This window comes from Kinneretia sp. DJ1R-11, assembly GCF_025717595.1.
GTDB lineage: Bacteria > Pseudomonadota > Gammaproteobacteria > Burkholderiales > Burkholderiaceae_C > Paucibacter_A.
In genome coordinates this window covers 113,885-138,143 of the sequence record NZ_JAJIRR010000003.1, presented here as the reverse complement: position 1 = coordinate 138,143, position 24,259 = coordinate 113,885, and the positions used below count along the sequence as shown (strand labels likewise).

Annotated in this window: 21 protein-coding genes; 3 read left to right on the top strand and 18 right to left on the bottom strand. The window is 66.9% G+C overall.

Annotated features, from left to right (window positions below; translation table 11 throughout):
* Positions 1–14: 14 nt before the first annotated feature.
* Entirely contained in the window at positions 15–440 is a 426-nt protein-coding gene (locus LNV23_RS07335; protein WP_263518580.1) for an Lrp/AsnC family transcriptional regulator, read from the bottom strand.
* Between the two features lie 251 nt (positions 441–691).
* Between LNV23_RS07335 and ocd the strand changes: the two genes are divergently transcribed.
* Positions 692–1,756, top strand: a complete 1,065-nt coding sequence (ocd, locus tag LNV23_RS07330) for an ornithine cyclodeaminase (RefSeq protein ID WP_263562375.1) — start codon at positions 692–694, stop codon at positions 1,754–1,756.
* 9 nt (positions 1,757–1,765) lie between these two features.
* Here ocd and LNV23_RS07325 read toward each other — a convergent pair whose 3' ends face one another.
* Entirely contained in the window at positions 1,766–2,980 is a 1,215-nt protein-coding gene (locus LNV23_RS07325) for a hypothetical protein (protein ID WP_263562374.1), read from the bottom strand.
* Positions 2,981–3,093: 113 nt separating this feature from the next.
* Complete coding sequence (locus LNV23_RS07320; RefSeq protein ID WP_411910552.1) at positions 3,094–3,558, bottom strand: HIT family protein; 465 nt, start codon at positions 3,556–3,558, stop codon at positions 3,094–3,096.
* A 63-nt stretch (positions 3,559–3,621) separates the two neighbouring features.
* On the opposite strand from LNV23_RS07320, the gene LNV23_RS07315 reads away from it, so the two are divergent.
* The gene (locus LNV23_RS07315; RefSeq protein ID WP_263562373.1) at positions 3,622–4,635 is read left to right on the top strand and encodes a Bug family tripartite tricarboxylate transporter substrate binding protein; all 1,014 of its coding nucleotides are present in this window, start codon (positions 3,622–3,624) and stop codon (positions 4,633–4,635) included.
* A 105-nt stretch (positions 4,636–4,740) separates the two neighbouring features.
* Here LNV23_RS07315 and LNV23_RS07310 read toward each other — a convergent pair whose 3' ends face one another.
* Positions 4,741–8,685 carry a DUF3683 domain-containing protein gene (locus tag LNV23_RS07310; protein ID WP_411910551.1) on the bottom strand — a complete coding sequence of 1,315 codons (3,945 nt, stop codon included), beginning with the start codon at positions 8,683–8,685 and terminating at the stop codon, positions 4,741–4,743.
* Positions 8,686–9,011: 326 nt separating this feature from the next.
* Between LNV23_RS07310 and ugpQ the strand changes: the two genes are divergently transcribed.
* Positions 9,012–9,764, top strand: coding sequence for a glycerophosphodiester phosphodiesterase (gene ugpQ / locus LNV23_RS07305; RefSeq protein ID WP_263562372.1), 753 nt, complete (start codon positions 9,012–9,014; stop codon positions 9,762–9,764).
* 15 nt (positions 9,765–9,779) lie between these two features.
* Here ugpQ and LNV23_RS07300 read toward each other — a convergent pair whose 3' ends face one another.
* The 14 genes from LNV23_RS07300 to bfr all read right to left on the bottom strand — a co-directional run bounded on the left by LNV23_RS07300 (position 9,780) and on the right by bfr (position 23,911).
* Positions 9,780–10,175 carry a thiol-disulfide oxidoreductase DCC family protein gene (locus tag LNV23_RS07300; protein ID WP_263562371.1) on the bottom strand — a complete coding sequence of 132 codons (396 nt, stop codon included), beginning with the start codon at positions 10,173–10,175 and terminating at the stop codon, positions 9,780–9,782.
* Positions 10,172–11,437: an FAD-binding domain-containing protein gene (locus LNV23_RS07295; RefSeq protein WP_263562370.1), complete on the bottom strand. Its 1,266-nt coding sequence runs from the start codon at positions 11,435–11,437 to the stop codon at positions 10,172–10,174. Before LNV23_RS07295 ends, LNV23_RS07300 begins: the two co-directional genes overlap by 4 nt.
* A 67-nt stretch (positions 11,438–11,504) precedes the next feature.
* A complete protein-coding gene (locus LNV23_RS07290) occupies positions 11,505–11,942 on the bottom strand; it encodes a GNAT family N-acetyltransferase (RefSeq protein WP_263562369.1) in 438 nt (145 codons plus the stop codon).
* 33 nt (positions 11,943–11,975) lie between these two features.
* Entirely contained in the window at positions 11,976–12,572 is a 597-nt protein-coding gene (locus tag LNV23_RS07285; RefSeq protein WP_263562368.1) for a GNAT family N-acetyltransferase, read from the bottom strand.
* Entirely contained in the window at positions 12,569–13,960 is a 1,392-nt protein-coding gene (locus tag LNV23_RS07280) for an MFS transporter (RefSeq protein ID WP_263562367.1), read from the bottom strand. The genes LNV23_RS07285 and LNV23_RS07280 overlap by 4 nt, the downstream gene beginning before the upstream one ends.
* A gap of 427 nt (positions 13,961–14,387) precedes the next feature.
* The gene (locus LNV23_RS07275) at positions 14,388–15,263 is read right to left on the bottom strand and encodes a GNAT family N-acetyltransferase (protein ID WP_263562366.1); all 876 of its coding nucleotides are present in this window, start codon (positions 15,261–15,263) and stop codon (positions 14,388–14,390) included.
* A 32-nt stretch (positions 15,264–15,295) separates the two neighbouring features.
* Positions 15,296–16,918, bottom strand: coding sequence for a gamma-glutamyltransferase family protein (locus LNV23_RS07270; protein ID WP_263562365.1), 1,623 nt, complete (start codon positions 16,916–16,918; stop codon positions 15,296–15,298).
* Positions 16,919–16,963: 45 nt separating this feature from the next.
* On the bottom strand, positions 16,964–17,614 hold the full coding sequence (locus LNV23_RS07265; protein WP_263562364.1) for an acyloxyacyl hydrolase: 651 nt from the start codon (positions 17,612–17,614) through the stop codon (positions 16,964–16,966).
* Positions 17,611–18,351 carry a phosphatase PAP2 family protein gene (locus tag LNV23_RS07260; RefSeq protein ID WP_263562363.1) on the bottom strand — a complete coding sequence of 247 codons (741 nt, stop codon included), beginning with the start codon at positions 18,349–18,351 and terminating at the stop codon, positions 17,611–17,613. Before LNV23_RS07260 ends, LNV23_RS07265 begins: the two co-directional genes overlap by 4 nt.
* Positions 18,348–19,961: an ArnT family glycosyltransferase gene (locus tag LNV23_RS07255; protein WP_263562362.1), complete on the bottom strand. Its 1,614-nt coding sequence runs from the start codon at positions 19,959–19,961 to the stop codon at positions 18,348–18,350. Before LNV23_RS07255 ends, LNV23_RS07260 begins: the two co-directional genes overlap by 4 nt.
* Entirely contained in the window at positions 19,958–21,067 is a 1,110-nt protein-coding gene (locus tag LNV23_RS07250; RefSeq protein WP_263562361.1) for a glycosyltransferase family 2 protein, read from the bottom strand. Before LNV23_RS07250 ends, LNV23_RS07255 begins: the two co-directional genes overlap by 4 nt.
* A gap of 2 nt (positions 21,068–21,069) precedes the next feature.
* Positions 21,070–22,860, bottom strand: coding sequence for a phosphatase PAP2 family protein (locus LNV23_RS07245; protein ID WP_263562360.1), 1,791 nt, complete (start codon positions 22,858–22,860; stop codon positions 21,070–21,072).
* 136 nt (positions 22,861–22,996) lie between these two features.
* Positions 22,997–23,263 carry a (2Fe-2S)-binding protein gene (locus LNV23_RS07240; protein ID WP_263562359.1) on the bottom strand — a complete coding sequence of 89 codons (267 nt, stop codon included), beginning with the start codon at positions 23,261–23,263 and terminating at the stop codon, positions 22,997–22,999.
* 180 nt (positions 23,264–23,443) lie between these two features.
* Positions 23,444–23,911: a bacterioferritin gene (bfr, locus tag LNV23_RS07235; RefSeq protein WP_263562358.1), complete on the bottom strand. Its 468-nt coding sequence runs from the start codon at positions 23,909–23,911 to the stop codon at positions 23,444–23,446.
* Positions 23,912–24,259 lie beyond the last annotated feature (348 nt).

The window sequence follows — 24,259 nt, the reverse complement described above, 5'->3', positions numbered from 1 at the left end:
TGGCCGGCGCGCCATCACGCCGCTTTGTAGGTCTGCAAATGAATGCTTGTTTCGGTGGCACCGATGCCCTTGATCAGGCGCACCCGTTCCAGCACATCCGCCAGCTCGGCCAGGGTGGCCGCACGCAACTCGGCCAGCAGGTCCCAACGGCCGTTGGTGTCGAACAGGCCGGAGACCCCGGGCTCGCCCAGCAAGATGCTGATCACCTCGCGGGTTTTGTTGCCCTCGACAGCAATGCTCATCCACGCGCAGATCTCATTGGGTGTGACATCGGGCCTCAGGCGCACGGTGTAGCCGACGATGACACCGGCGTCCTCCAACTTGGCGATGCGATTGGTGACGGTGCCGCGCGAGACCTTGAGCTTGGCCGCCAGTGTGGCCACGGTGGCACGGGCGTCGAGGCGCAGCAGGGCCATCAGTTGTTGGTCGAGGGTGTCCATGGGGGGGGAAGGTGAATGGGTAAATGGGTAAATTGGTGAACAGGTGAAGGGGTGAAGGGGCGGCAAGGACGCCGGGTGTTTTGTTCACCCGTTCACTTGTTCACTCGTTCACCTCTCCATCAAAAATTGCCATTTCGCCAATCGACTCTACCAAAATGACAAATTCCCATCACTAATTGATCAGTTCTTGCTCTTCTCGCTAGCAGCGAGCTTGGGAAGAATCCATGGCAACAGAACAACGGAGACTTCCCATGACCACTTTGCTGAACACGCAAGACGTCGCCCGAATGGCCCAGACCCTCGGCATGGCCGAGTTTTTCAAGCGCATGGTCGGCTATCTCGAAGCCGACTACCTGCGCTGGAATGAGTTCGACAAATGCGCTCGCGTGGCCAGCCATTCCGAGGACGGCGTGATCGAGCTGATGCCCATCGCCGACGCCAACCTCTACAGCTTCAAATACGTCAACGGCCACCCCAAGAACACCCGTGCCGGCTTGCCCACCGTCATGGCCGTGGGTCTGCTGGCGGACGTGGCCACCGGCCGGCCTGAGCTGCTCAGCGAACTGACGCTGACCACCGCCATCCGCACCGCCGCCACCTCGGTGATGGCCGCCAAGCAATTGGCGCGCAAGAACGCCCGCAGCATGGCCTTGATCGGCAATGGCGCGCAAAGCGAATTCCAGGCCCTGGCCTTCTACCACCTGCTGGGCATCAGCGAGATCCGCCTCTACGACATCGACCCGGCAGCCACCGCCAAGCTGCAGCGCCATCTGAGCGCCCTGCCTGGCCTGCGCCTGATCGCCTGCAAGAGCACGGCCGAGGCCGTGCGCGGCGCCGACATCGTCACCACCGTGACCGCTGACAAGACCAACGCCACCATCCTGACGCCCGAGATGATCGAGCCCGGCATGCACATCAACGGCGTCGGCGGCGACTGCCCCGGCAAGACCGAGATGCACCGCGGTGTGCTGGAAGCCTCCAAGGTCTTCGTCGAGTTCGAGCCGCAATCGCGCATCGAAGGCGATCTGCAACAGATGCCGGCCGAGTTCCCGGTCACCGAGTTCTGGCGCGTGCTCAAGGGCCTGAGCGCCGGCCGCGACAGCGAAGCACAGATCACCTTCTTCGACTCCGTCGGCTTTGCCCTGGAAGACTTTTCGGCCCTGCGCCTGCTGCGCGATCTGGCTCGCGAGCTGGGCCTGGGCCAAGACGTCAGCCTGATCCCGCAAATGGCCGACCCCAAGGACTTGTTCGGTCAACTGGGTCTCGCGACGGCGGCGGCTCCCGTGGCAGTACAAGCGGTGCAAGCGGCCGCCTGACCCAGCGCCTCAGGGCAGGCCGAGCTTGAACCAGGCCTCACCATCCAGCATGCGCAGCCGGGCGCCGGCTTCCGGCTCGCTGCGCAGGCGCTGAATCTCCGCCTCCAGACGCTGGCGATCGGCCGCTGCCAGGGCCGCCAAAATCATGGGCGCCAGACCCTGAGTTTGGGTCGCGGCTTCCAGGCTGGCCTGCTGGCGCGCCAGCTGCCGGGCCCGGAGCTGCCGCCCGGCCTGCTCCGCCGCCTCGGCCTGGCCCAGGCCACGGCAGACCCGCTCGAGCATCCGGTAAGCCGGCAAGGCGACGACATCGCGCACGCGCAGATTCTCTGGCTCGAACAAGGCATGCAGCAGCTGCAATGCATGAGCGAGATCACCGCGCGCCTCGGCCATCAAAGCCAACTCCAGCTGTACCGGCCGGCGCACGGCATGCCAGCCCTGAGCGCCGCCTTCGGCCACGCAGTCTTCAAACATGGACTGGGCCTCAGCCAGGCGCTGGCTGCGGCGCCAGCAACGCGCCTGGTTGGCCCACCACATGCAGACCATATAGCGCCCCGGCACCTGCGGCAGCCAAAGCTCAGCCCGCGCCGGCAGTCCACGCGCGCGCGCCAAGACCGCATCGGCCAGCTCGCTCAAGCCCATGTCCAGATAAGCATCATGCAGGGTGCAAAGCAGATGCATGGCATTGGATGTGCGGCGCAGTTGCTCGAGCGGCGGGCTGCTGTCGTCGCTGTGTTCCAGGGCCTCGAACATGAATCGTTCGGCGGCCACGCCGTCCCCCATGCTCAGGTAGGCCATGGCCACCCGTTCCAGGGCCTGTGCCGCCGTCATGCGCTGGCCCAGGGCCAGGGCGTCCTGCAGCGCCACATGGGCGGCGCGCAAGGCCTGCTCGGGCATGGCCAGGTTGGCGTGGGCGAAGGACATCTTGATCATCAGCTCGGCGCGCTCGGGGGAGGCCTGGTCCACCGACAGCAGATCGAGCATGGCCGCACTGTCCTGCAGCAGCTCGCTGAAGCGGTCCAGCCGGGTGAGGCAGTCACCGCGCAGCTGGTAGATGCGGCGCGCCAGCGGTCGCCAGCTGACCGAAGCAGCGGCTTCGAGTGCATCCAGCAAGCCGCGCGTACGGCTGAGCACCGCCTCATAGGCTTCGGCCGCCAACAGGGCCTCGGCCTCGTTCAAACTCGCTTCGATCGCCGCAGGCGATCCCAACTCTGATCCCAATGCCATGGCAGGCCCCAAGTCTCGTGGTCCTACACCCTGCCCTGCTTCTTATGGCTTGGCAGTTTAGGCGCCGCAAGCGGCGCGGGACATGGGGTCAAACCGGGGCTGACAGCGACGGCTCAGTCCGGCAGGGTCTGCAGCGCGGCCAAGACTGCCCGGTCCAGCGCCGGCAAGGCCTGCTCCAGCGTGGCCAGCTGGGCTGCGTCGGCCGGTCGCTGGGCAGCCGCCCATATCGGCGCTGGAAAATGGCTGTCCCAGTCGAAACGGGCGATCACATGCCAGTGCAGATGCGGAACCACATTGCCCAGTGTGGCCAGATTGACCTTGCGGGGCTGCAGCTGCTCGCGCAAGGCACGCTCGACCGCGATGACGGCGTCCATGCAAGCCCTGCGCTCAGCGGCCTCAAGGTCACTGAATTCGGCCACATGCGCCTGCCAGATCACGCGGTAAAAGGCCGGAAAGGCGTCATCCAGCACCCGCACCACGCGGTAGAGTGGGCGCTGCAGCAGCAGCTGCACACCGGCTTCGGGTGGCGCATGAACTGGGTCACGGCACAAAGGGCAATCACTGAGACAAAGCGACATAAGCGCGAGCCCGGGCTGACTAAGATGCGCCGACTGTAGCAATGCCTGCGAGGAGCGCGCCCGATGTCATCACACCCACAAGATCTGTCGCCAGCTCGGCGCGCCAGCCTGCGTCGCCTGGGCCTGCTCGGTCTGCTGAGCTTGGCTGCTAGCGCCCAGGCAGAGAACGGCAGCGCGGCGGCCTGGCCGAACCGGCCGATCAAGTGGATCGTGGCCTACCCGGCCGGCGGTGGCTCCGATTTCCTGGCCCGCCAGCTGGCGCCGCAGCTGAGCAAGCAGCTCGGGCAGCAGATCCTGATCGACAACCGGCCCGGTGCCGGCGGTGGCATCGGCACCGACGCCGCCGCCAAATCAGCCGCCGATGGCTACACCTGGCTCAGCGGCGACAACGGCGCCATGGTGTTCAACAGCGCCATGTACAAGAAGCTGCCCTATGCCGTCAGCGACTTCCAAGCCGTGGGCTTGATGGCGCGCTTCCCCTTGTTGCTGGTGGTCAACCCGCAGGCTGGCTTCAGCAGCGTCGGCCAGTGGCTGTCGGATGTGAAGAAAAGCCCCGGCAAGTTCAGCTATGCCTCACCCGGCGTGGGCAGCCCGCACCACCTGGCCATGGAACTGCTGAAGGATCGAAGCGGCAGCTTCATCGTCCACGTGCCCTACCGCGGCACCGTCAACGCGGTGCAAGACCTGCTGGCCGGTGTCGTGCCCATGGCCATCCTCGACACCGCCGCCAGTCTGCCGCAGATCCGCGCCGGCAAGCTGCGCGCCTTGGCCGTGCTGAGCAGCAAGCGCGTGGCCCAACTGCCCGATGTGCCGACTTTTGAGGAGCTGGGGCTCAAGGGCGTCGATGTGTCGGCCTGGCAAGGCTTGTTCCTGCCCCGGGGCACGCCCGAGCCGGTGAACCAGAAGCTAGGTGCCGAACTGCAAAAGGCCTTGGCGCTACCCGAGCTGAAGGCCAGGCTGGAGGAGTTCGGCCTTGAGGTGACGCCCGGAGACGCCGCCGGCCTGAGCCGCTTTGTGCAGCAAGAAACCGAAATCTGGCACCGGCTGATACGGGAGCGCAAGCTGGCGGCGGAGTGAGGCGGTCGAAAGAAGTAAACAGGTGAACAGGTGAGCGGCGCTGCGCGCCTGGTGAACCTTTCACCATTCACCATTCACCCGTTCACCCATTCACCTGCTCCGCCCTCAAACCAGAACGCGCTCAATCCCGCCGTTGTTGGCCCTGGCCACGTATTCCGGCAACCAGTTCTCGCCGAGGATTTGACGCGCCATCTCGACGACGATGTAGTCGGCCTCCAGCAAGCCGTTCTGCAGGTCGCCACCGTAGCGCGACAGACCTTGCAGGCAGCTCGGGCAGCTGGTCAGGATCTTGAGGTTGTCGGCGGCCGCGACCTTGCCGCTCTCGCGCAGCTGGGTCTCGGTCTTGCGCAGCTCTTCTTCCTTGCGGAAGCGGATCTGGGTCGAGATGTCCGGCCGAGTCACACCCAGGGTGCCGCTCTCGCCGCAGCAGCGCTTGCTCTCGACCACGTTGTCACCGACCAAGGCCTTGACCGTCTTCATCGGCTCCTGCAGCTTCATGGGTGTGTGGCAGGGGTCGTGGTAGAGGTAACTCTTGTCGCTGCCCAGCGTGATGCCCTTCTCCAGCAGGTACTCGTGGATGTCGATGATGCGGCAGCCGGGGAAGATCTCCTCGAACTTGTAACCCTGCAGCTGGTCATAGCAGGTGCCACAAGAAACCACCACGGTCTTGATGTCCAGGTAGTTCAAGGTGTTGGCGACGCGGTGGAAGAGCACCCGGTTGTCGGTGATCATCTTCTCGGCCTTGTCGAACTGGCCCGAGCCGCGCTGCGGATAGCCGCAGCACAGATAACCCGGAGGCAGCACGGTCTGCACGCCGGCATGCCAGAGCATGGCCTGCGTCGCCAGGCCGACCTGGCTGAACAGACGTTCGGAGCCGCAGCCGGGGAAATAGAACACGGCCTCCGTCTCGGCCGTGGTGACGGCCGAGTTGCGGATGATGGGCACGTAGTCCTTGTCCTCGATGTCCAGGAGCGCGCGCGCCGTCTTCTTGGGCAGTCCACCGGGCAGCTTCTTGTTGATGAAGTGGATGACTTGTTCCTTGATCGGCGCCGGGCCCAAGGTGGCGCGCGGTGCAGCAGTCTGCTTCTTGGCAAAGGTCTTCAGCACATCGTGCGCCAGGCGCTGGGCCTTGAAGCCCACACCCACCATGGCGGCCCGGGCCATCTTGATGGTCTCGGGGTTGGTGGCGTTGAGCATGAACATGGCCGCGGCATTGCCGGGGCGGAAGCTCTTCTGACCCATCTTGCGCAAGAGGTTGCGCATATTCATGGTCACATCGCCAAAGTCGATCTTGACCGGGCAGGGGTTGGCGCATTTGTGGCAGACCGTGCAGTGGTCGGCCACATCCTCGAACTCTTCCCAATGCTTGATCGAGATGCCGCGGCGGGTCTGCTCTTCGTACAAGAAAGCCTCGACCAGCAGCGAGGTGGCCAGGATCTTGTTGCGCGGTGAATAAAGCAGATTGGCGCGCGGCACATGGGTGGCGCAAACCGGCTTGCACTTGCCGCAGCGCAGGCAGTCCTTGATCGAGTCGCTGATGGCGCCGATATCGCTCTGCTGCATGATCAGCGACTCATGCCCCATCAGGCCGAAGCTGGGCGTGTAAGCATTGGTCAGGTCGGCGAAAGTGCCGTGGGTGGACGCATTCGGGCGCAGCAGCTTGCCCTTGTTGAAGCGGCCTTCCGGGTCGACGCGCAGCTTGTAGTCGGCGAAATCGGCCAGCTCCTCATCGCTGAGGAACTCCAGCTTGGTGATGCCGATGCCGTGCTCGCCCGAGATCACGCCGTCCAGACTGCGTGCCAGCTTCATGATGCGGCCCACCGCCTCATGCGCCGTCTGCAGCATCTCGTAGTTGTCGGAGTTGACGGGGATGTTGGTGTGCACATTGCCGTCGCCGGCATGCATGTGCAGGGCCACCCAGACCCGGCCGCGCAGCACCTCCTGGTGGATGCGCTTGCATTCCTCCAGAATCTGCGCGAAAGCCGCGCCGCTGAAGATGGTTTGCAGGGGCTTGAAGATCTGCGTCTTCCAGGACGCACGCAGGCTGTGGTCTTGCAGCTGGTCGAAGTAACTGCCAGCCTCCTCGGGCCTCGCAAGATCCAGCTCATCTTTCCACAGCTGCCACTGCGCGCCCACCTCGGCCAGCAGGGCCAGGGCCTGCTGCACGCGGTCGCCGAGCAGCTCGGCGCTGGGGATTTCGCCGGCGTCATCGCTCTTGCCCAGGGGCAGCTTGCTGCTGCCGAACAACTGCTGCAGCGCGCCGACCAAGGCCAGCTTGTTGCGCAGCGAGAGCTCGATATTGATGCGCTCGATGCCCAGGGTGTACTCGCCCATGCGCGGCAGCGGGATCACCACATCCTCGTTCACCTTGAAGGCATTGGTGTGCTTGGAGATGGCGGCCGTGCGCTTGCGGTCCAGCCAGAACTTCTTGCGCGCATCGGCGCTGATGGCGACAAAGCCCTCGCCGTTGCGGCTGTTGGCCAGGCGCACCACTTCTGAGGTGGCTCGGGCCACGGCGTCGGCGTCCTCCCCGACGATGTCGCCGACCAGCACCATCTTGGGCAAGCCGTTGGACGAAGCACCGGCTGCATGGGCGCGCTTGCTCTTGGTCGAGTAGCCGACGGCCTTGAGGTAGCGATCGTCCAGATGCTCCAGGCCGGCCAGGATGGCGCCGCCCGGGCGGGCCGCCTCGGCGAACATGAAGTCGCGGATCTCGACGATGGAGGGCACGCAGTCCTTGGGGTTGCCGAAGAACTCCAGGCAGACCGTGCGCACATGGGCCGGCATTTTGTGCACGACCCAGCGGGCGCTGGTGATCAGGCCGTCGCAGCCCTCTTTCTGGATGCCGGGCAGGCCGGCCAGGAATTTGTCGGTGACGTCCTTGCCCAGGCCTTCTTTGCGGAAGGTGCGGCCCGGGATGTCGAGCCGCTCGGTGCGCTCCAGCTTCTTGCCGGTCGCGTCGAAGTAGCGCAGCTCGAAAATGGCCGTCTCCACATCATGGATCTTGCCCATATTGTGGTTGAGGCGGGTCACCTCCAGCCATTTGGCCTCGGGCGTGACCATGCGCCAGGATGCGAGGTTATCCAGGGCCGTGCCCCAGAGCACGGCCTTCTTGCCGCCGGCATTCATGGCCACATTGCCGCCGACGCAGGAGGCCTCGGCACTGGTCGGGTCCACGGCGAAGACAAAGCCATGCTGCTCGGCCAGGTCAGCGACGCGCTGCGTCACCACGCCGGCCTCGCTCCAAATGGTGGCCACCTCGCGGTCCATGCCGGGCAGGGTCAGCATCTCGACGCCGCGCAGGCCTTCGAGCTTTTCGGTGTTGATGACCGCGCTGTTCCAGACCAGGGGCACGGCGCCGCCGGTGTAGCCGGTGCCGCCGCCGCGCGGGATGATGGTCAGGCCCAGCTCCACACAGCCTTTGACCAGCTGGGCCATCTCGGCCTCGCTGTCCGGGGTCAGCACGACAAAGGGGTACTCGACACGCCAATCGGTCGCGTCAGTGACATGGGAGACGCGCGACAGGCCGTCGAACTTGATGTTGTCGCGCGCCGTGGTCTTGCCCAGCAGCCGAGTCGTGCGGCGGCGCAGCTCGGCCACCACCTCGAACTGGCCGGCGAACTGACGCACCGCCGCCTGGGCCGCGGCCAGCAGTTGGCCGACATCGGCATCGCGCTGCGGATCAGTGCCCGGGTCGCGGCGGCGCTCCACCTCGCTCAGGCGGTGCTGCAAGGCCTCGATCAACTGGCCGCGCCGTTTCGGGTTGTCCAGCAGGTCGTCTTGCAGATAGGGGTTGCGCTGCACCACCCAGATGTCGCCGAGCACCTCGTAAAGCATGCGGGCCGAGCGGCCGGTGCGGCGTTCCTCGCGCAGCTTGTCCAGCAAGGCCCAGGCGGGCTCGCCGAGCAGGCGGATGACGATCTCGCGATCGGAGAAGGAGGTGTAGTTGTAGGGAATCTCGCGCAGGCGGGGCGACGCTGCATGAGCCGCATCGGCAGCGGCGTTCGGGGCAGCGGGATCTTCAAGCATCAGCGGATGCGGTGCATTCATGGCGGCCAGGTGCGGGCAACACACCCATGGTTGGCTGCGGCCTGGCCCCTCGGGCTCTGGCGCCCGAAAAGCCCAGCCGCAAGGCTGGGAAATTGGCTGGAACGAACGGACCCAGGGCAGCAACGGGCTTGTGGCCCAGGCCTGTCATGGCCGGCCCTGCGCCACACCGGCAACCGCCGGCGGATCGCGCGGCCGGGCCTTGCGCGCTCGGGCCGTGATCGTACCGCAGCGCAGCATTTGCCCTGGCCTCTGGCGCCGATTGGCCTTGCATCTGGAGCGCCCTCTCCAGGGCTAATATGGCGCCGCCCTAGACCGACGCTGCAGCCATGAACACTTCGTCCAATACACCCTGGCCCCTGCCTTTCTGGATCGCCCACCGCGGCGCCGGCAAGCTGGCACCCGAGAACACCCTGGCCGCCTTCCGCCTCGGCGCCGCCCATGGCTACCGGGCTTTTGAATGCGATGTGAAGCTGAGCCAGGACGGCGTTCCCTTCCTGCTGCACGACAGCAGCCTGCGCCGCACCAGCACGGGCTCCGGCCTGGCCAGCGCGCAGAGCTGGTCGGACCTGAGCCGTCTGGACGCCGGCAGCTGGCACAGCCGTAGCTTTGCGGGCGAGCCCCTGGCCAGCCTGGAAGCCGTGGCCCGCTTCGTTCAGGCCAACCGCTTCGGCCTCAATCTGGAACTCAAACCGACGCCGGGCCAGGAGCGCCTGACCGGCCAAGTCGTGGGCCGCGAGGTGCTGCGCCTGTGGCAAGGGCAGGCGCTCCTGCCCCTGTTCAGCTCTTTCGAGCCCGTCGCCCTGGAAGGCGCCCGCGAGACCGCCCCCGGCGTGCCACGCGGCCTCTTGCTCGACAGCCCGCGCGAAAGCTGGCTTGCCGAGGCACAAAGCCTGGGCTGCGTGGCCGTCATCACCAACTACCGCCTGATGGACGCAGCGCGCGTGCAAGCCATCCACGCGGCCGGCATGAAAGCCCTGATCTACACCGCCAACGATGAATCGGTCGTGGCCTGGCTGCGGGCCAACGGGGTGGACGGCATCATCACCGACGCGGTGGATCGCTTCGCGCCAGACCACTGAGCCTGCGCGCGCAGCTCAGTCGGGTTTCCAGCGCCGAAATCCGCGCTGCACGGCCGGCCGCACACGCAGAAAGCCCAGGTAAGCCCATTCCATCAGGCGAGTCACGCCGGGCAGGCGCCCCAGCCAGGCCAGCCAGCGCCAGCCGGGCAGCCGCGCCCACAGGGCCAGAAAAGCCTCGGCGCCGCTGAGCAAGCGCCCATCGGGCAGCTGCACATGGAAGCGCGCCAGCAGCTCCGCCTGTGTGCGCCCCGCCGGCAAGACCTGGCTCGGGTCATTGACATCGGCAAAGCAGACCGGCTGGCCCTCGGCCTGGTCGCGGTAGAGCGCGATCTCACGCCGGCACAGCGGGCAGGCACCGTCGAAGAGCACGGTCAGCGAATCGCTGGGCTGTTCAGAAGCTTGCGGTTTCATCGGCGAGGTGCTGACAACAAATCATCGGCTGAGGCCAGGCCGCGCGTGCTGCGCGTCCACCAGGCGGAGAAGGAGGCGCAGCCCGGCGACACCTCCGGGAACAGGGCCGGCTCGGGCAGGCAATCGGCCCAGCGCGAGAGCCAGGCTTGCAGATGCGGCTCGGCGCGGCAGCTCACCCGGCGCGCGCCGGCCAAGGCTTGGCCCACCACCGCTGCATCGCCCCACCACATCAGCGCACCGAGCTCGGCCATGCGCGCCACGACAAAACGCCAGCGCCGCTCGCTCCAGGGCCAGGCTTGGTGGAAGTCCTGCAGCCAAAGGCCGATCACCAAAGCATCTGGCGGCAAGTCGGCAGGCAGCGCGCCCAGGCTCCAAGGATGGACGATCCACACGTCGCGGCCTTGAACCTGGCTCGCATCGGGCGACTGGACCTCCAAATCGGGCGGAGGCGCGGACAGCAAGGCAGCTGCCTCGGTCGGAGCCGGGCGCTCGCCCTCACCCTCCGGCAGCACCGCTTGCGACTGACGCGCCAGCTGATCCAAGGCCTCGTAACTGACATCGATCACCGTGCCTGTGCTGTGCCAGTCCGCTGGTGCATAACGCGCCACATTCTCGGCATTGAACAAATAGGGCTTGCGGCTGCCGGTGCCAGCCACCCATTGCCAGCTCAGGTGGTTGCTGGCCAGATCGCCGTCGAGCAGATGCCCGTAGAGCCAATCGGCACCGGTGCGCCAGTGGATCTTGCGCACGTGCACCAGATAGCTGGCCAGCCACATGCGCGCATGGTTGTGCAGCATGCCCGTCTGGTAGAGCGTCCGCACGGCCTGGTCGACCACCGGCACGCCCGTGCAAGCCTGGCGCACATCGGCCGGCAACTCGCGGGCATAGGCCGCATCGGGCAACGGGCCTTCGTGCAGGGAGTCAAAAATGGCCTCGCTGCGGTGCTGCCAGACATGGCGAAAGTAAGCGCGCCAACCGAGCTCGAACACCAGCTTGTGCTGCACCTCGAGCGCATGGCGCCGCTGCACGCCGGTCAGGACCTCGGTCAGGCTCACCAAGCCATGGGTGATGTAGGGCGACAAGCCCGTGACCGCGCCGTCGAGGGCATTGCGGCTGCGCGCATACGCCGCCGGGTCGACCGCCGCAATGCGTGCTTGCGCGGCCGCCAGGCTGGGCTCGGTGGCGGGTGCTGGCGCCCTCGACCCAGGGCCATGGGCCTGCGAAGGCCGGTGCCAGCTCTTGCCTATCGTGTCGTCATCCATGCCTGCGAGTCCTTGAAGCGCTCAGCGCGCAGCATAGGTTTGCGGGCATGGCCGCGCTGGGCCGGGGCTATTCAGGCGAGTCAGGGGGTGTAGGCGATTCAGAGGCCTCAGCACATCGCGTGTACTGCATGCCCGGTCGCCCCGGCAGGCGCGGTGTGAAACCGCCCTTCTCGTAAAAGCCCTGCTTGCCCTCGGCGCAGAAGAGCTGGATGTCGCGCAAGCCCTGCTGCAGGCAATGCTGAACCAGGCGATCAAGCAGCTGCGCACCCAATCCCCGCCCTTGCCAGGACGGCGAAACAATCATCTCGGTGATGAAGGCATGCAAGACGCCATCCGAGATAACCCGACCGAAGCCCACCAATTCCTCACCGGAATAGACCGCGCACTGCGCCCAGGAACCCGCCATGGCGCGCGCAAAGAACTCGGGCTCACGCTGCAGGCCGCCGGCCCAGCCGGTGCTGTCGTACAGCCGCTGAAAGGCCGCGGCGTCTGGCGGGCCACTCATGTCAAAACGAATCAGATCCGCCGTGCTCATCGATCACAGGCCCAAGCGCGCGTACACGCAGGTATTCCTCGGCTCGCCCTGCGGCGACAGGCTGTCGCAGCGCAAGATGCCTTCGAGCTCGAAGCCGCAGCGTTCGGCCACCGCGCGGCTGGCGCGGTTGGTCTCGTCCATGCGGATTTCCACGCGGCGGGCGCGCAGCTGCTCGAAAGCCATGCGACTCAGGGCCGCCACAGCTTCGCTCATGAAGCCCTGGCCCTGGGCGCTGGCGCGCAGCCAGTAGCCGATCTCGAAGCGCCGCACGGTCCAGTCCATGCGGTGCAGGCCGGTGCCGCCGAGCAGGCGACGGCCTTCGGGCGCGCGGTCGTAGATCTGGTAGCAGAGGTCACGGCGAGCGATGAAGTCGGCGCATTGACGGCGCGCCACCGCTTCGGATTCCTCAAAGCTGGGCACCTGCTGTGCCCAGGGCATCCAGGGGCTGAGCAGGCCGATGGACTCGGCCACGGCCACGCTCAGCGCCGGGCCGATGCCGGGCCGCGGTGCGGCCAGCAGCAGGCGCTCGGTGGTGATCGTCTCGGGCACCTCGATCAGGATGGGGTCGGGCACGCTGGGGTCAGGTCTTGCTTCGCTCATTTATTGGGCCCCAAATCCAGCGCCAGGCCGCTGGCACCGGCCACGCCTTGCGGGTTCGCGTCCTCCAGGTCCGCAACCTTGGGCAACTCGCGCACCTCGCGGATGGTGGGGTGGCGCCATGCAATCAGGCTCAGGCAGAGCGCGCCAACGCCTGCGAACAGCAGCGAGGAGCGCAGGCCCACATGCTCACCGAGCCAGCCGCCCAACAAGGCGCCGGGGCCGGCCGGGATCAAGATCAACCAGCGCATGGTGCTGGTCATGCGGCCCAGCATGGGCGCCGGTGTGACGGCCTGGCGCAGGGACAGGAAGTTGATGAAGATCAGCACCGCTCCGACGCCGAACATGAAGAGCATGAAGGCAAAGGCCGCCACGCCCCAGGCATTGGCCGGCATCAGACCCAGCAGCAACCAGCCCAGGCCCGAGCTGGCAATACCCAGCACCAGACAGGGGCCCGGCCCGACCCGCGCGCTGATGCGGTGGCCGAACACACTGGCCAGCACCGTGCCAGCGCCCAGGGCCACATAGCTCAGTCCCACCTCCTGTGCACTCAGCCCCAAACTGCGGGTGGCAAACAAGATCTGCACCACCTGGGCGGCGTTGTAGCAAAGCTGCCAACCGCCCACCGTGCAGGCCAGGCTGACCAGCAAGGCCCGTTCGCGCACGAACTGCACGCCGGCCTTGAGGTCGCGCCAGAAGTCGGCTTCGCCGGCCGGGGCCAACTGCTCCTGCACCTTGATGCCACGCAGAATCAAGGCCGAGAACAGCACCAGCACGGCATCCACCGCCAGGGCCATGGGTGCACCCAGCAGCTTGATCAGCACACCGGCCACGCCAGGCCCGGCCACTTCGGCGCCGCTGGAGGCGAGCGCGTTCTTGGCATGGGCCTCGACCAGGCGGTCGCGGCTGACCACCTGGGTCAGCACAATTTGCGCGGCACTGCCGGCGATGGTGTAGACCGTGCCGAGCACAAAGCCCACCACATACAGCCAGTTCATGGTCAGCCAACCCATCCAGGCCGCCAGCGGCACGGTGGCCACGGCCAGGCCCAGAAAAGCCTCGCCAAAAACGTAGACCGGCAGCTTGCGCACGCGGTCCAACCAGACGCCGCCGGGCAGCGAAAACAGCACAAAGGGCGCGATTTCCATCGAGGTCAGCAAGCCCATCTGTGTGGGGCTGGCATTGAGAAGCACGGCTGCCGTCAGTGGCAGGGCCAGCATCGTGATCTGCCCGCCCAGGGAGCTGATCAGGATGGAGGTCCAGAGCCGGCGGTAGATCGCGTCACGCAGCAGGTCGCCGGGCGGCAGGGTCAGCAGGCGGCGCATTCGCTCGAACAAGAGGCCCGGCCAATGGCCGGGGCGCGACAGGGAAACAAAAAAACGGGAAGCCATGTGAAACACACTCCGAAACGGTTCCCGGTGCGCTGGCTCCCGCGCGCAGGGCGGGGTCAGGGGCAACACCAGGGCATCTACGTTCAAACGCCACCCAGGCGGCGGAACGCGAGAGACAAACGAGAGAGGAAACAGGGTGAGCTTGAAGCGAAGCAGCGGGCCGGCAAATCAAAGGCACGGCGGCTCACCGAGGGGGAGGAGAAAACCGAGGCAGCGCCGCGTCAATGCGGGCAGTCGGCGGCAGCCTGGGGCCAGGCTGCGACTCTCACGCAGGCGAGCGCCGCACGGGGTGTGCGTCGTCGGGTGCGGTCGAGGAGCTTGGTCATGGTCTGATCTGAATCAAGAGCGGCCATGCTAACAGCGGCCCACGGCGCGGGGCAAGTGCGTGTGGTCACGCCCCCGCACATCGGGGGCGCTGCGCGAACCCTCAAACTTGGGTCGACGGCAAGTCGCGGGCCGGCCTTCGCTGCGCGCCGAAGGCCCGTACCTCGCCAGCGAGCGCGCGCGAGAAACCCAGCGACTCGTAAATGCCAATGGCCACGTCCTCCGGGTCGGCGCACATGACCAAGCGCTCCAGTCCCCAGGCCTGCAAGCCTTGCCCCACCACCGCATCAATCAAGGCCGTGCACAGGCCACGGCGCCGCCAGGCCGGGTGGGTGCCGACATGCTGAAAGCGGCCCAGCTCGGGCCGGCCGGTCTGCGTGGCCCGGAACAAGCCGCAATCGGCCACCATCTGCTCGCCCGCAAACACGGAGAACCAGGCGCCCAGGCCGGCCGCCTGCAGGGCTGCATAGCGCCGCATCTGGCGCTCGCGGTGGACGCGGTAGCCGAAGGGCTCGTACCCCACATCATTGCTTTCGCATTGCAGGTCGAGCACCGCGGCCAGCTCGCTTTCCTGACTCAAGTCCAGCGCTCGGATGTGGAACTCGGGCGCCAAAGCCCGCTGCGGGCGGCGCCAGGCCGCCGCCGTCACAGCCAGGGTGGCGCTGCCAAAGATCTCGAAGCCGGCCGCCGCCCAGCTCAAGAGCGGCTCATGCGGCACGGCCGCATCAAAACCGATGGCCACATGGCCGGACTCGCGCGTGTGCTGCCCAACTTCCTCCTCAAAGCGCTGCAGCCAATGCGCCAGATCGGCGTCACGCGGCGGCTCGGGCAGGATCAAGGCATTGCCCCAGTAGAACAGCGGGTTGCCGGGCATGCGCAGCACCAGGCAGTCGGGCCGCTCGATCACCTGCCCGTCGAAGCGAGCAAAGATCAGATCAGTCTGCCAGCCCAGGGACAGGCGCTCGATCAGGCCGGGCATGGTCGGCACACAGGCAAGACCTGACCCTCGCTTCAGAAGCCGACCGCGGCGCCGTCGCGGCGCGGGTCACTGGCGGCCACATACCCTTCCACCGCCGGGTCGCCCAAGCGCCAAATGAACTGGCCGGCGCCGAAGTCTTGGTAGCTGTCGTGGATGTCGCCAATCTGATGGCCCAGCTCGCGCAGGCCGGCCACCGTGGCCGGAGGCATGTGCGGCTCGACATTGAGCGACAGGCCTTCGTTGAAACGCCAGCGAGGCGCGTCGCAGGCAGTCTGCGGCTGCTGGCCATAGTCCAGCATGCGCACCAGGGTCTGCATATGGCCTTGCGGCTGCATATTGCCGCCCATCACGCCGTAGCTCATGAGCGGCTGGCCGTTCTGAGTCAGGAAGGCGGGGATGATGGTGTGGAAGGGGCGCTTGCCGGGCGCGACCACGTTTGGATGACCCGCTTCCAGGGTGAAGCAGTGGCCGCGGTTCTGCAAGGACACGCCGTAACCGGGCAGCACGAGGCCGGAGCCAAAGCCCATGTAATTGCTCTGGATGAAGCTGACCATCATGCCGCTCTCGTCGGCTGCGGTCAGGTAGATGGTGCCGCCCTTGACCGGGTTTCCGCACTGGAAATCCTGGGCCCGGCTCGGGTCGATCAAGGCGGCGCGGCGGGCCAGGTACTGCTCGTCCAATAGCTCGGCCGTGGTGAGCTCCATGCTGCGCGGGTCGGCGACATAACGGTACACATCGGCGAAGGCCAGCTTCATGGCCTCGATCTGCAGATGCTGGCCGGCCACACTGTCGGCCGCATGGCGGCGGAGATCGCGGTGCTTGAGGATGCCCAGGGCGATCAGGGCCGCGATGCCCTGGCCATTGGGCGGGATCTCGTGCAGCTCGTGGCCGGCATAGCTTTGCGAAATCGGCGTCACCCACTCGGGCTGGTAGGCCGCAAAGTCGGCCGCGGTGATGGCGCCGCCGGTGCTGCGCGCAAAGGCCTCGACGGCCGCCGCCACCTCGCCGCGATAAAAAGCCTCGCCCTTGCTCTCGGCAATCAGGCGCAGGGTGCGCGCTGCGGCCGGGAACTTGAACAGCTCGCCCACCTGAGGCGCGCGGCCGCGCGGCAAGAAGGCTTCGGCAAAACCGGGCTGCCCAGTCAGATCGGCCAACTCCGCGGCCATGGCCCATTTGCTCTGCACCACCACCGGAACGGCATAGCCGCGCTCGGCGATTTCAATGGCCGGGGCCATCAGGTCGGCAAAAGGCAGCTTGCCAAAGCGCTCGCTCAAAGCCACCCAGCCGGCCACCGCGCCCGGCACGGTCACGCCGCCCCAGCCGCGTTTGGGCGGGGTCTTGGCATCCGCGCCGTAGGTCTTGAAGAAGTATTCGGGCGTCCAGGCCTGGGGCGCCGTGCCCGAGGCATTGAGGCCGTGCAGCTGCTGACCGTCCCAGAGGATGCAGAACGCGTCCGAGCCCAGGCCGTTGCTGCAGGGTTCGACCAGGGTCATGCAGGCGGCCGTGGCAATCGCCGCATCGACCGCATTGCCGCCCTGGGCCAAGATGCGCAAGCCCGCTTGGGCGGCCAGCGGGTGCGAGGTGGACACGATATTGCGCGCGAACAGCGGGCTGCGTGTGCTCGGATAAGGGTTCTGCCAGTCGAATGCCTGCATCGCGAAGTCTCCTGTATGGGCTGCATTGTGGCCCGGTCAGGGGACTCAAGGCATGGGGACTTCCAGGCTCAAGCCGACTAGGTCCACCGCCTGATTGGGCTTGCGGATGTCGGCATTGCTCACATGGCGGTAGTCCAAGCTCAAGCGCCAGCGTGCATCGGCGCTGCGCAGGCCCAGGCCCATGACGTCGAAGAACTGGAAGTTCGTGCTCTTCTGGCGCGCGCCGATGCGGCTGTGGCTGATGAAGCCGGCGCCGATGCCCAGCTCCAGATCGAGGCGCAGGCCCGCCGCCGGCGCTCCCAGGTCCCAACGCAGGGCCGGGATGAAGGCCGCATCGACAAGGTGGCGCGGCTCGCCCTGGCGGGCCTGCCAGGCGCCTAGCTGCAAGCGCGGCGCCAGCTGCAGGGCCAGGGCCTGCGAGCGCCAGGCCGTGCATTCGCCCAGGCGCCAGCCCAGGCTGGCGGCGTGCAGTTCGCGGTCCTTGGTCGCTTCGAAACGCAGGCCGCGCGGGCCCTGATTCGTGCACAAGGCCGAGTCGATAGGCGCACCCTGCCAGGCCAGCCAGGCCCAGCTCATCAGGCTGCCGCCCACGGCCATGGATTTGAGCGCGGTTCTTTCTTCGGCATGGGCAGGCAGTTGGGCGCCCCACAGAAGCATGGCCAAGCTGGCTACCAGGCGTTTCGAAACTCGTGTCATACCGCTTTCTTCTTCAAACTCTGAATCCAGGCCCGGGGCCCCGGCGCACGCACGCGCCGCAGGCCGCCCAGCAGCCAAAGCTGGCGGATCAGCAAGGCCGAGCCCCAAACCAACAGACCGGCAAACAGCACATCGCTGAGAAAATGACCGCCTTGCAAAATGCGCCCCAGTCCGATCAAAAGCCCGAGGCCCAGGGCCGCACGGCCCCACCACCGCCGCCGTGCCGGGGCAGCAAACAGGGCCGGCGCCAGCAAAGCAAATCCAGAAGCCGCATGGCCGCTGACGAATGAATAGCGCTTGCGTTCGGAGTTCAGGCCGGCCGGCGCCAAGGGCGGGCTGTAAGCCTCGCTGCCGCCGAACTCCAGCACCTGAACCGGACGCGGCCGCGACCAGAACTGTTTGACCGGACCATGCACCAGGGCACCCACCACCAAGACCAACAGGAGCAGGCTGACCCACAAGCGCCGCCAGTGCGGGCGCGAAAGGCGCCAGCGCCCGGCCAGCAAGCGCAAGATCAGAAACAGCGCCAGTCCCCGGGTCAGCCAGGGCACGCCTTCGTACAAAGCCCGCACCCAGGCTTTGTCCGCGTGGACGAACTGTCCGGCGTACAAGGATCGGCTGAGGCTCAGGTCCAGTGTGGGCCAGGCCGCGAACAGCGCCAAGCACAGAGCCAGACACAGGGCAAACGCCCGCATCTCACGATGACGCGCCCGGGGGCTGTTCCAGACTTGCTTCATGGTCGCTCGCCTTTGTCCATCCACTGCAGCAGCACATAGCCCGGGCCCGGGCGCAGGATTTCGTAGGCCGCGCTCGGCGGCGCACTCTTGAGCTCATCGGCGCGGGTGAACACCCAGTCACCGGCCCGCGGCTCGGGCAGGCCCGGCGTGGACTGCTGGCGGTAAAAACCAAAGCTCGGTGTCTGGCTGCGCCAGAGCCAAACCTGGCCGGGCAATGAAGCATCTCGCTGCGCCGCCTGAAGGGCAGCTGCCCGCACCGGTCCCTGCAAGACCTGACCCCACCAGGGCACCACCACCGTCACCAGCAGGCCACCCAAGAGCAGCGCCGTAGCGAGGGCGGCCTGCGGCAGGCTCAGACGCGGCCACAGCCACAACAGAAGCAGCATCGCCAGCAGCAGCCCCAACAACCCAGGCGCGAAGCTGGGCAAGGCCGGCGCGGCGCTGATCAGCTCAGCATACAAACCCGCCTTTCCCGCCGTCAGCCGCCCCGAGGCCGCGGCCGCCATCAGCCCGCCGAGCAGTACGGCCAAAACTGCAGCCGATAGGGCCAAGGCCCAGCGCCAGGCGCGGCTCAGCGGCGAACTCAGGGACATCGCGCCCAGCAGCAGCCAAGGTGTCAGACCGTAGAGAACATAGTGCGGCAGCTTGGTGCCCGAAAGCGAAAAAAACACCAGCACAAAGCCGGCCCAGCAAATCAGAAAGCTCGGCAAGGGCTGCTGCCAATGCCGGCGGATCTGCAGCAAGGCCGCAGCCAGCAGCGGCGTCCAGGGCAGGCTCAGCAGAGGCAGCATCAGCAGGTAGTACAGCGGTCCGCCGCCATGGCCCTCCAGCGGTGAGCTGAAGCGCTGCAGATTGTGCTGAAGCAAAAAGCCATCGATGAAGGCCCAGCCGTGGCGCTGCAAGGCATAGGCATACCAGGGCGCCCAGGCGAGGAAGAACAGCGCCAGCGCACCGGGCTCGGCCAGGGTCCGCCAAACCGCGCGCGGCAGTGCACGCAGGCCCTGCTGGCGCCACAGCCAGAACATCAAGGTGGCGAAGGGAATCAAGACCGCAACGGGCCCCTTGGTCAGCACGCCCAAGCCTGCCCACAAGGCCGCGCGGCGCAAGGCCCAGGGCCGGCCAGCCGAAGACTCCAGATGCCGCCACAGGTCCAGCAAGGTCAGCACCAAAAGCAAGTTGAGCAGCGCATCGGCGGTGGCCGCGCGCCCGATCAAGAGCACACCCAGGCTGCTGCCCAGGGCCGTGGCGGCGAACATCGCCGTCGCATCGCCGAAGCGCGGCCGGGCAAAGCTGGCCAGGGCCAACACCCAGCCCAGGCCGCACAGGGCCGAGGGCAGGCGCGCCGCAAATTCATTGACGCCGAACAAGGCCAGGCTGCTGGCCTGCAGCCAGTAGACGCCGATCGGTTTGTCGAAACGATCGCGGCCGTTGAGCGTGGTGTGCAGCCAGTCGCCGCTGGCCAGCATCTCGCGCGAGGCCTCGGCAAACGCGCCCTCGTCCACGTCGAACAGCGGTGCCGCGCCCAGGCGCAGCAGAAACAGCGCCGCAATGGCCAAGGCCCAGAGACCCCAGGCCTGCGGGCTGAAGCGCTGTGGAGCGAGTGCCGTCATGGCGCGGTCTGGCTCCAGCCGCGCTCGGGCGTGGGGTCACCGTCGGCGCTGTGCAGGGCTCGCTGGTAGGGCCGCACTTGGCGGCCCTCGAAATACACACGCATCAAGAGCTCGGCCAGCACGCCTGTGGTCAGGAACTGCAGGCCGCCCAGAATCGAGAAAAAGCCCAGCAGCAAGAGCGGTCGGCCGCCAATCGACTCACCCAGCAGCTTGAGCACGCCCAGATAACTGAGCAGGGCCATGCCCACCATCATCACGCCCAGGCCCAGCACGCCGAAGAAATGCCCGGGCCGGGTCCCGAAGCGCAGGAAGAAGAAGACGGCCAGCAGATCGACCACCACGCGCAGCGAGCGTGAGATGCCGTACTTGGACTGGCCGCGCAGGCGCGCATGGTGCTGCACCGGCTCCTCGGCCATGCGCTCGGGCGCAGTCACCGTGGCCAGCCAGGCGGGAATGAAACGGTGCATCTCGCCGTACAGCCGCACCTGCTTGAGCACGGGCGCGCGGAAGGCCTTGAGGCTGCAGCCCAGATCCTGGAACTGCAGGCCGGTGATCTTGCGGATCAAGCGGTTGGCCAGCAGCGATGGAATCTTGCGCAGCCACAGCCCATCTTGCCGCTGCTGGCGCCAGCCGGCCACCAGGTCCAGCTCTTCACGCAGCAGGCGCTCGACCAGACGCGGGATGTCGCTCGGATCGTTTTGCAAGTCACCGTCCATGGTGACGATGACATCGCCACGCGCCGCATCGATGCCGGCCTGCATGGCCGCGGTCTGGCGGAAATTGCGCGCCAGGCGGATGACTCGGATGTGCGGGCCGACGCGGCGGGCGTGCTGGCTCAGCAAGGCTGCCGTGCCGTCGCGGCTGCCGTCGTCCACCACCAGCAGCTCCCAAGGCTGGCCATAGTCCGCCAGCGCGGCTTGCACCGCGTCGATCAAGGGCGCGGCGTTCTCGCGCTCGTTGTACATGGGCACGACCACGCTGAGCCGGTGCGCCGGCAGCGGCTCAAGAGCCAGGGCCGGCTTGCTGAGTGCAGCCGCCAGCGCGGGCTCGCCGACCGACGCTGTACCCAGCGGCGGATCAAGAACCAGGGAAGTAGGTGGATTCATCGTCATGCGACTCGCAAAGTGGCGGCCGACGCGGGCGCCGGCAGTCCGTAGAAAAGCAGCACCAGCAGGCCGGCGGCCGTGCTGAGCAAGAGAGCCAAGCCGTGGACCGCCAGGGCGGCGGCCAGAATCAGCGGCAGGGCCAGCTCGGTGCCCAGCCAGGCGGCAACGCCAGCCACGCCAGCCTCATAACTGCCCAGGCCGGCGGTGGCCTGAATCGGCCACATGCCGCCCAACTCACCGCCAATCGCGGCCAGCAGCCCCTGCAACGCTGAGCTGTCCAGCAAGGCCATCAGCAAGCCGCCCAGCGCCGCCAGCTTGAGCCACCAGTTGGCCAGGCTGAGCAGGGCTATCGGACGCTGGGCGCCCTGCGACGGTGCCTGAGCCAGCGCGCCCCGCAGGCGCTGCCAGCGGCCGGAGGGCGCAGCGCCGTGCTGCAGCGCCAGCCGCCCAAGCAGTGCGCTCAACAACGCCGAGCCCGCCAGAAACAAGAAGGCGCTGATCAACAAGGCCAGGGCTGCGCCCTGCCCCAGCCACCAGGCCAGCAACGCGGCCAGGCTCAAGCTGGCCAGCACCAACAAGTCCTGCAGGCGCAGCCAGACCAGGCTGGCCAGGGCCTCGCCGGCGGTGGCGCCATACTGACGCTGAGCCAGCCAGAGGTAGCCCAACTCACCGCTGCGCAGCGGCGCCCAGTTCAAGGCCAGGGTGTGCAGCAGCAGCAGGCGCAGGCTGGCGCCGTAACTCAAGGATGCCGTGGGCAAGCCACTCTGCTCGCGCCGCGCGCGCCATTCCAGCTGCACCCGCCAGCCGCGCAGGCCCAGGCTGAGCAAGAGGGCCAGGGCGGCCAGCAACCAATCGGCAGCCGAAACGCGGGCGAGCGTGGCGCGCCATTGCTGCAGATCGATTTGCGGCGCGGCCCAGGCGAGCAAGAGCAAAAGCAGCACCAGGCCCAAGAGCACGCGCAGCAGGGCAGCAGGACGCGCGAGCTGGCCATGACGCCAGAGCTGCCAGCCGGCGGCGGCAATCAGGCACAAGCCCATCAGCCATTGCCCGGCTTCGGCAAGCGGGTAGCCCCAGGGCGTCAGCGCCAGCACACAGCCGCTCAGCAAGCCCACAGCTGCACGCCCGCGCACGCCCCGCACGCCTTGCATCCAACGCGGCGCACGCGGCACGGCATGCAGCGCCAGCAGTCCCACCACCAAGCCCAGCGCCCACCCGGCCAGCACATCGCTGGCCCAATGCGCGCCAACGCCGACGCGCGCCAGGCCGACCGACACCGCAGCCCAGATCAGCAAGACCTGACCCCAGCGCGGCGGCCGGGCCAGCGCCCAAATCAGCAAGACCAAGGTCGCGGCAGTGGCCGAGTGGCCCGAAGGCATGGCGTTGAAGTAGAGCGGATCTCCGGTGACCCACAACTCGCCTGCGTCCAAGACCGAGGGCGGGCGCGGCGCATTGATCCATTTCTTCAGGACCTGGGCCAGCAAGCCACCGAGCAGCAGGGCGAACAAGCTGGCAGGCCAGAGGCGCTCGGCCAGGGCCGGCTTCTGCACAGACACGAAACCCAGGGCCGCCCAACCGAGGCCGGCGACGCTCAGCAAAGACCAGAGCGTGGGCGAGAACTGCGCCAGCGTGGGCTGCAGCTGGGCCAGCCAAAGCGGCTCACGGCCGGAGCCGCGCACGGCCAGGGCCAGCACCAGCAGCAAGGTGGCCAGGGACAGGAAGCCCAGCTGCATCGCTCGCGAGAGGGGCGCATCAGGCAGGCGGCTCTCGCAGACGGGTGAAATGGCAGGGCTCATGAGCTGGCCATGCTAGGCAGCCCGTATGACGCGCTCTTGTCAGTGATTCGACGGAATCAAGACAATCAGGCGACCGCCCCCACCCGCCTGTTCAACGGTTCACAGACCGCAAACGCGGCCGCCCCGCTCCGCCCCTTCAAGGCAACAGCAACTCCGGGCGCACCGTCATGCGGCGCAGCGGCTGGCTGCCGCCGTCCATCTTGAAAGGCGCTCCGCCGCAGCGGGCGGCACAGGTAGGCTGGGCCAGCGCTTCGTCGAACACCTCGCGGGCGCAATCCAGGCAGCTGCCGCAAGCGGCGGCCACCCGGGTTTCGTCCTGCAGCACGTCAAAGTTGTGCACGCCGTCGGCCACCTGGCGGCGGATGTCGCGGTCGGAAACACGGTGGCAGAGGCAGACAATCATGGCGCGTGGCGGTGGCCTGGGCAGAGCAGGCCTGGCGTTCAAGGACCAGCCCACTCTATCGCAAATGCGAACACTTCTCAATCGCCATCACAAGAACCCCTGGACTTTAGGGGGCTTGCTTCATTCGGGCTTTGAAGCGACCACTCCTCCCGGAGCGGCCGGCCTCAAACATGCACCAGCTCAAGACATTTGCGACTGCAGCCAGTTCTGCTCGCCGAGTTGTGCGACGAGACCGATCTGGGTTTCCAGATGGTCGATGTGTTCTTCGGTGTCTTCCAGGATGCTGACCAGCACCTCGCGAGAGACGTAGTCGCGGACGCTCTCGCAATATGCGATCGCTTCCTTCAGCAACGGGTGGGAGCCGACCTCGATCTTCAGATCGCAGTGCAGCACCTCGACCGCGTTCTCGCCGATGTAGAGCTTGCCCAGGTCTTGCAGATTGGGCAGGCCTTCCAGCATCAGGATGCGGTCGATCAGCTTGTCGGCGTGCTTCATCTCCTCAATGGACTCGTCGTGCTCATGCTTGGCCAGGCGCTCCAGGCCCCAGTTCTTGAGCATGCGGTAGTGCAGAAAATACTGGTTGATGGCGGTCAGCTCGTTCTTGAGCTGGGCGTTCAGATAGTCGATGACTTTGGCATCACCCTTCATGGCGGGTTCCTTTCAAGCAGGTAGAGCGGCAGCGAACTGAGACGGCAGACGCCATTGTGAGGGCACAAAGCCCGGGCAGTTGCAAGCGTCCGCGCCGCCGGACTCAAGGACTCGCGTTTGCACTCAGCGACCCGCCCTCTTCTGCCGCGGGCGTGATTTTGCCGGGATACGGGAAAGAAACTTCAGATCAATATTGCAATTACGAATCGTTCTCATTTAATATGCAACCATGCGAACTCACACAAGCCCCGCAAGCCTGCTGGCCGCAAGCCCAGATCTGCCCACAGGCCCGGCTGAACCCATAGCCGGGCCTGTGGCCAACAGTTCTCCTCTGGGAAAACCCACGCG

Coding starts and splice junctions, on each gene's coding strand:
- LNV23_RS07295 (WP_263562370.1), bottom strand. CDS start 11,437: ATGGATGACGACACGATAGGCAAGAGCTGGCACCGGCCTTCGCAGGCC.
- LNV23_RS07265 (WP_263562364.1), bottom strand. CDS start 17,614: ATGACACGAGTTTCGAAACGCCTGGTAGCCAGCTTGGCCATGCTTCTG.
- LNV23_RS07255 (WP_263562362.1), bottom strand. CDS start 19,961: ATGACGGCACTCGCTCCACAGCGCTTCAGCCCGCAGGCCTGGGGTCTC.
- LNV23_RS07280 (WP_263562367.1), bottom strand. CDS start 13,960: ATGGCTTCCCGTTTTTTTGTTTCCCTGTCGCGCCCCGGCCATTGGCCG.
- LNV23_RS07270 (WP_263562365.1), bottom strand. CDS start 16,918: ATGCAGGCATTCGACTGGCAGAACCCTTATCCGAGCACACGCAGCCCG.
- LNV23_RS07275 (WP_263562366.1), bottom strand. CDS start 15,263: ATGCCCGGCCTGATCGAGCGCCTGTCCCTGGGCTGGCAGACTGATCTG.
- LNV23_RS07335 (WP_263518580.1), bottom strand. CDS start 440: ATGGACACCCTCGACCAACAACTGATGGCCCTGCTGCGCCTCGACGCC.
- LNV23_RS07315 (WP_263562373.1), top strand. CDS start 3,622: ATGTCATCACACCCACAAGATCTGTCGCCAGCTCGGCGCGCCAGCCTG.
- LNV23_RS07290 (WP_263562369.1), bottom strand. CDS start 11,942: ATGAGTGGCCCGCCAGACGCCGCGGCCTTTCAGCGGCTGTACGACAGC.
- LNV23_RS07250 (WP_263562361.1), bottom strand. CDS start 21,067: ATGAATCCACCTACTTCCCTGGTTCTTGATCCGCCGCTGGGTACAGCG.
- LNV23_RS07240 (WP_263562359.1), bottom strand. CDS start 23,263: ATGATTGTCTGCCTCTGCCACCGTGTTTCCGACCGCGACATCCGCCGC.
- LNV23_RS07245 (WP_263562360.1), bottom strand. CDS start 22,860: ATGAGCCCTGCCATTTCACCCGTCTGCGAGAGCCGCCTGCCTGATGCG.
- ocd (WP_263562375.1), top strand. CDS start 692: ATGACCACTTTGCTGAACACGCAAGACGTCGCCCGAATGGCCCAGACC.
- LNV23_RS07285 (WP_263562368.1), bottom strand. CDS start 12,572: ATGAGCGAAGCAAGACCTGACCCCAGCGTGCCCGACCCCATCCTGATC.
- LNV23_RS07260 (WP_263562363.1), bottom strand. CDS start 18,351: ATGAAGCAAGTCTGGAACAGCCCCCGGGCGCGTCATCGTGAGATGCGG.
- LNV23_RS07310 (WP_411910551.1), bottom strand. CDS start 8,685: ATGAATGCACCGCATCCGCTGATGCTTGAAGATCCCGCTGCCCCGAAC.
- LNV23_RS07300 (WP_263562371.1), bottom strand. CDS start 10,175: ATGAAACCGCAAGCTTCTGAACAGCCCAGCGATTCGCTGACCGTGCTC.
- LNV23_RS07325 (WP_263562374.1), bottom strand. CDS start 2,980: ATGGCATTGGGATCAGAGTTGGGATCGCCTGCGGCGATCGAAGCGAGT.
- ugpQ (WP_263562372.1), top strand. CDS start 9,012: ATGAACACTTCGTCCAATACACCCTGGCCCCTGCCTTTCTGGATCGCC.
- LNV23_RS07320 (WP_411910552.1), bottom strand. CDS start 3,558: ATGTCGCTTTGTCTCAGTGATTGCCCTTTGTGCCGTGACCCAGTTCAT.
- bfr (WP_263562358.1), bottom strand. CDS start 23,911: ATGAAGGGTGATGCCAAAGTCATCGACTATCTGAACGCCCAGCTCAAG.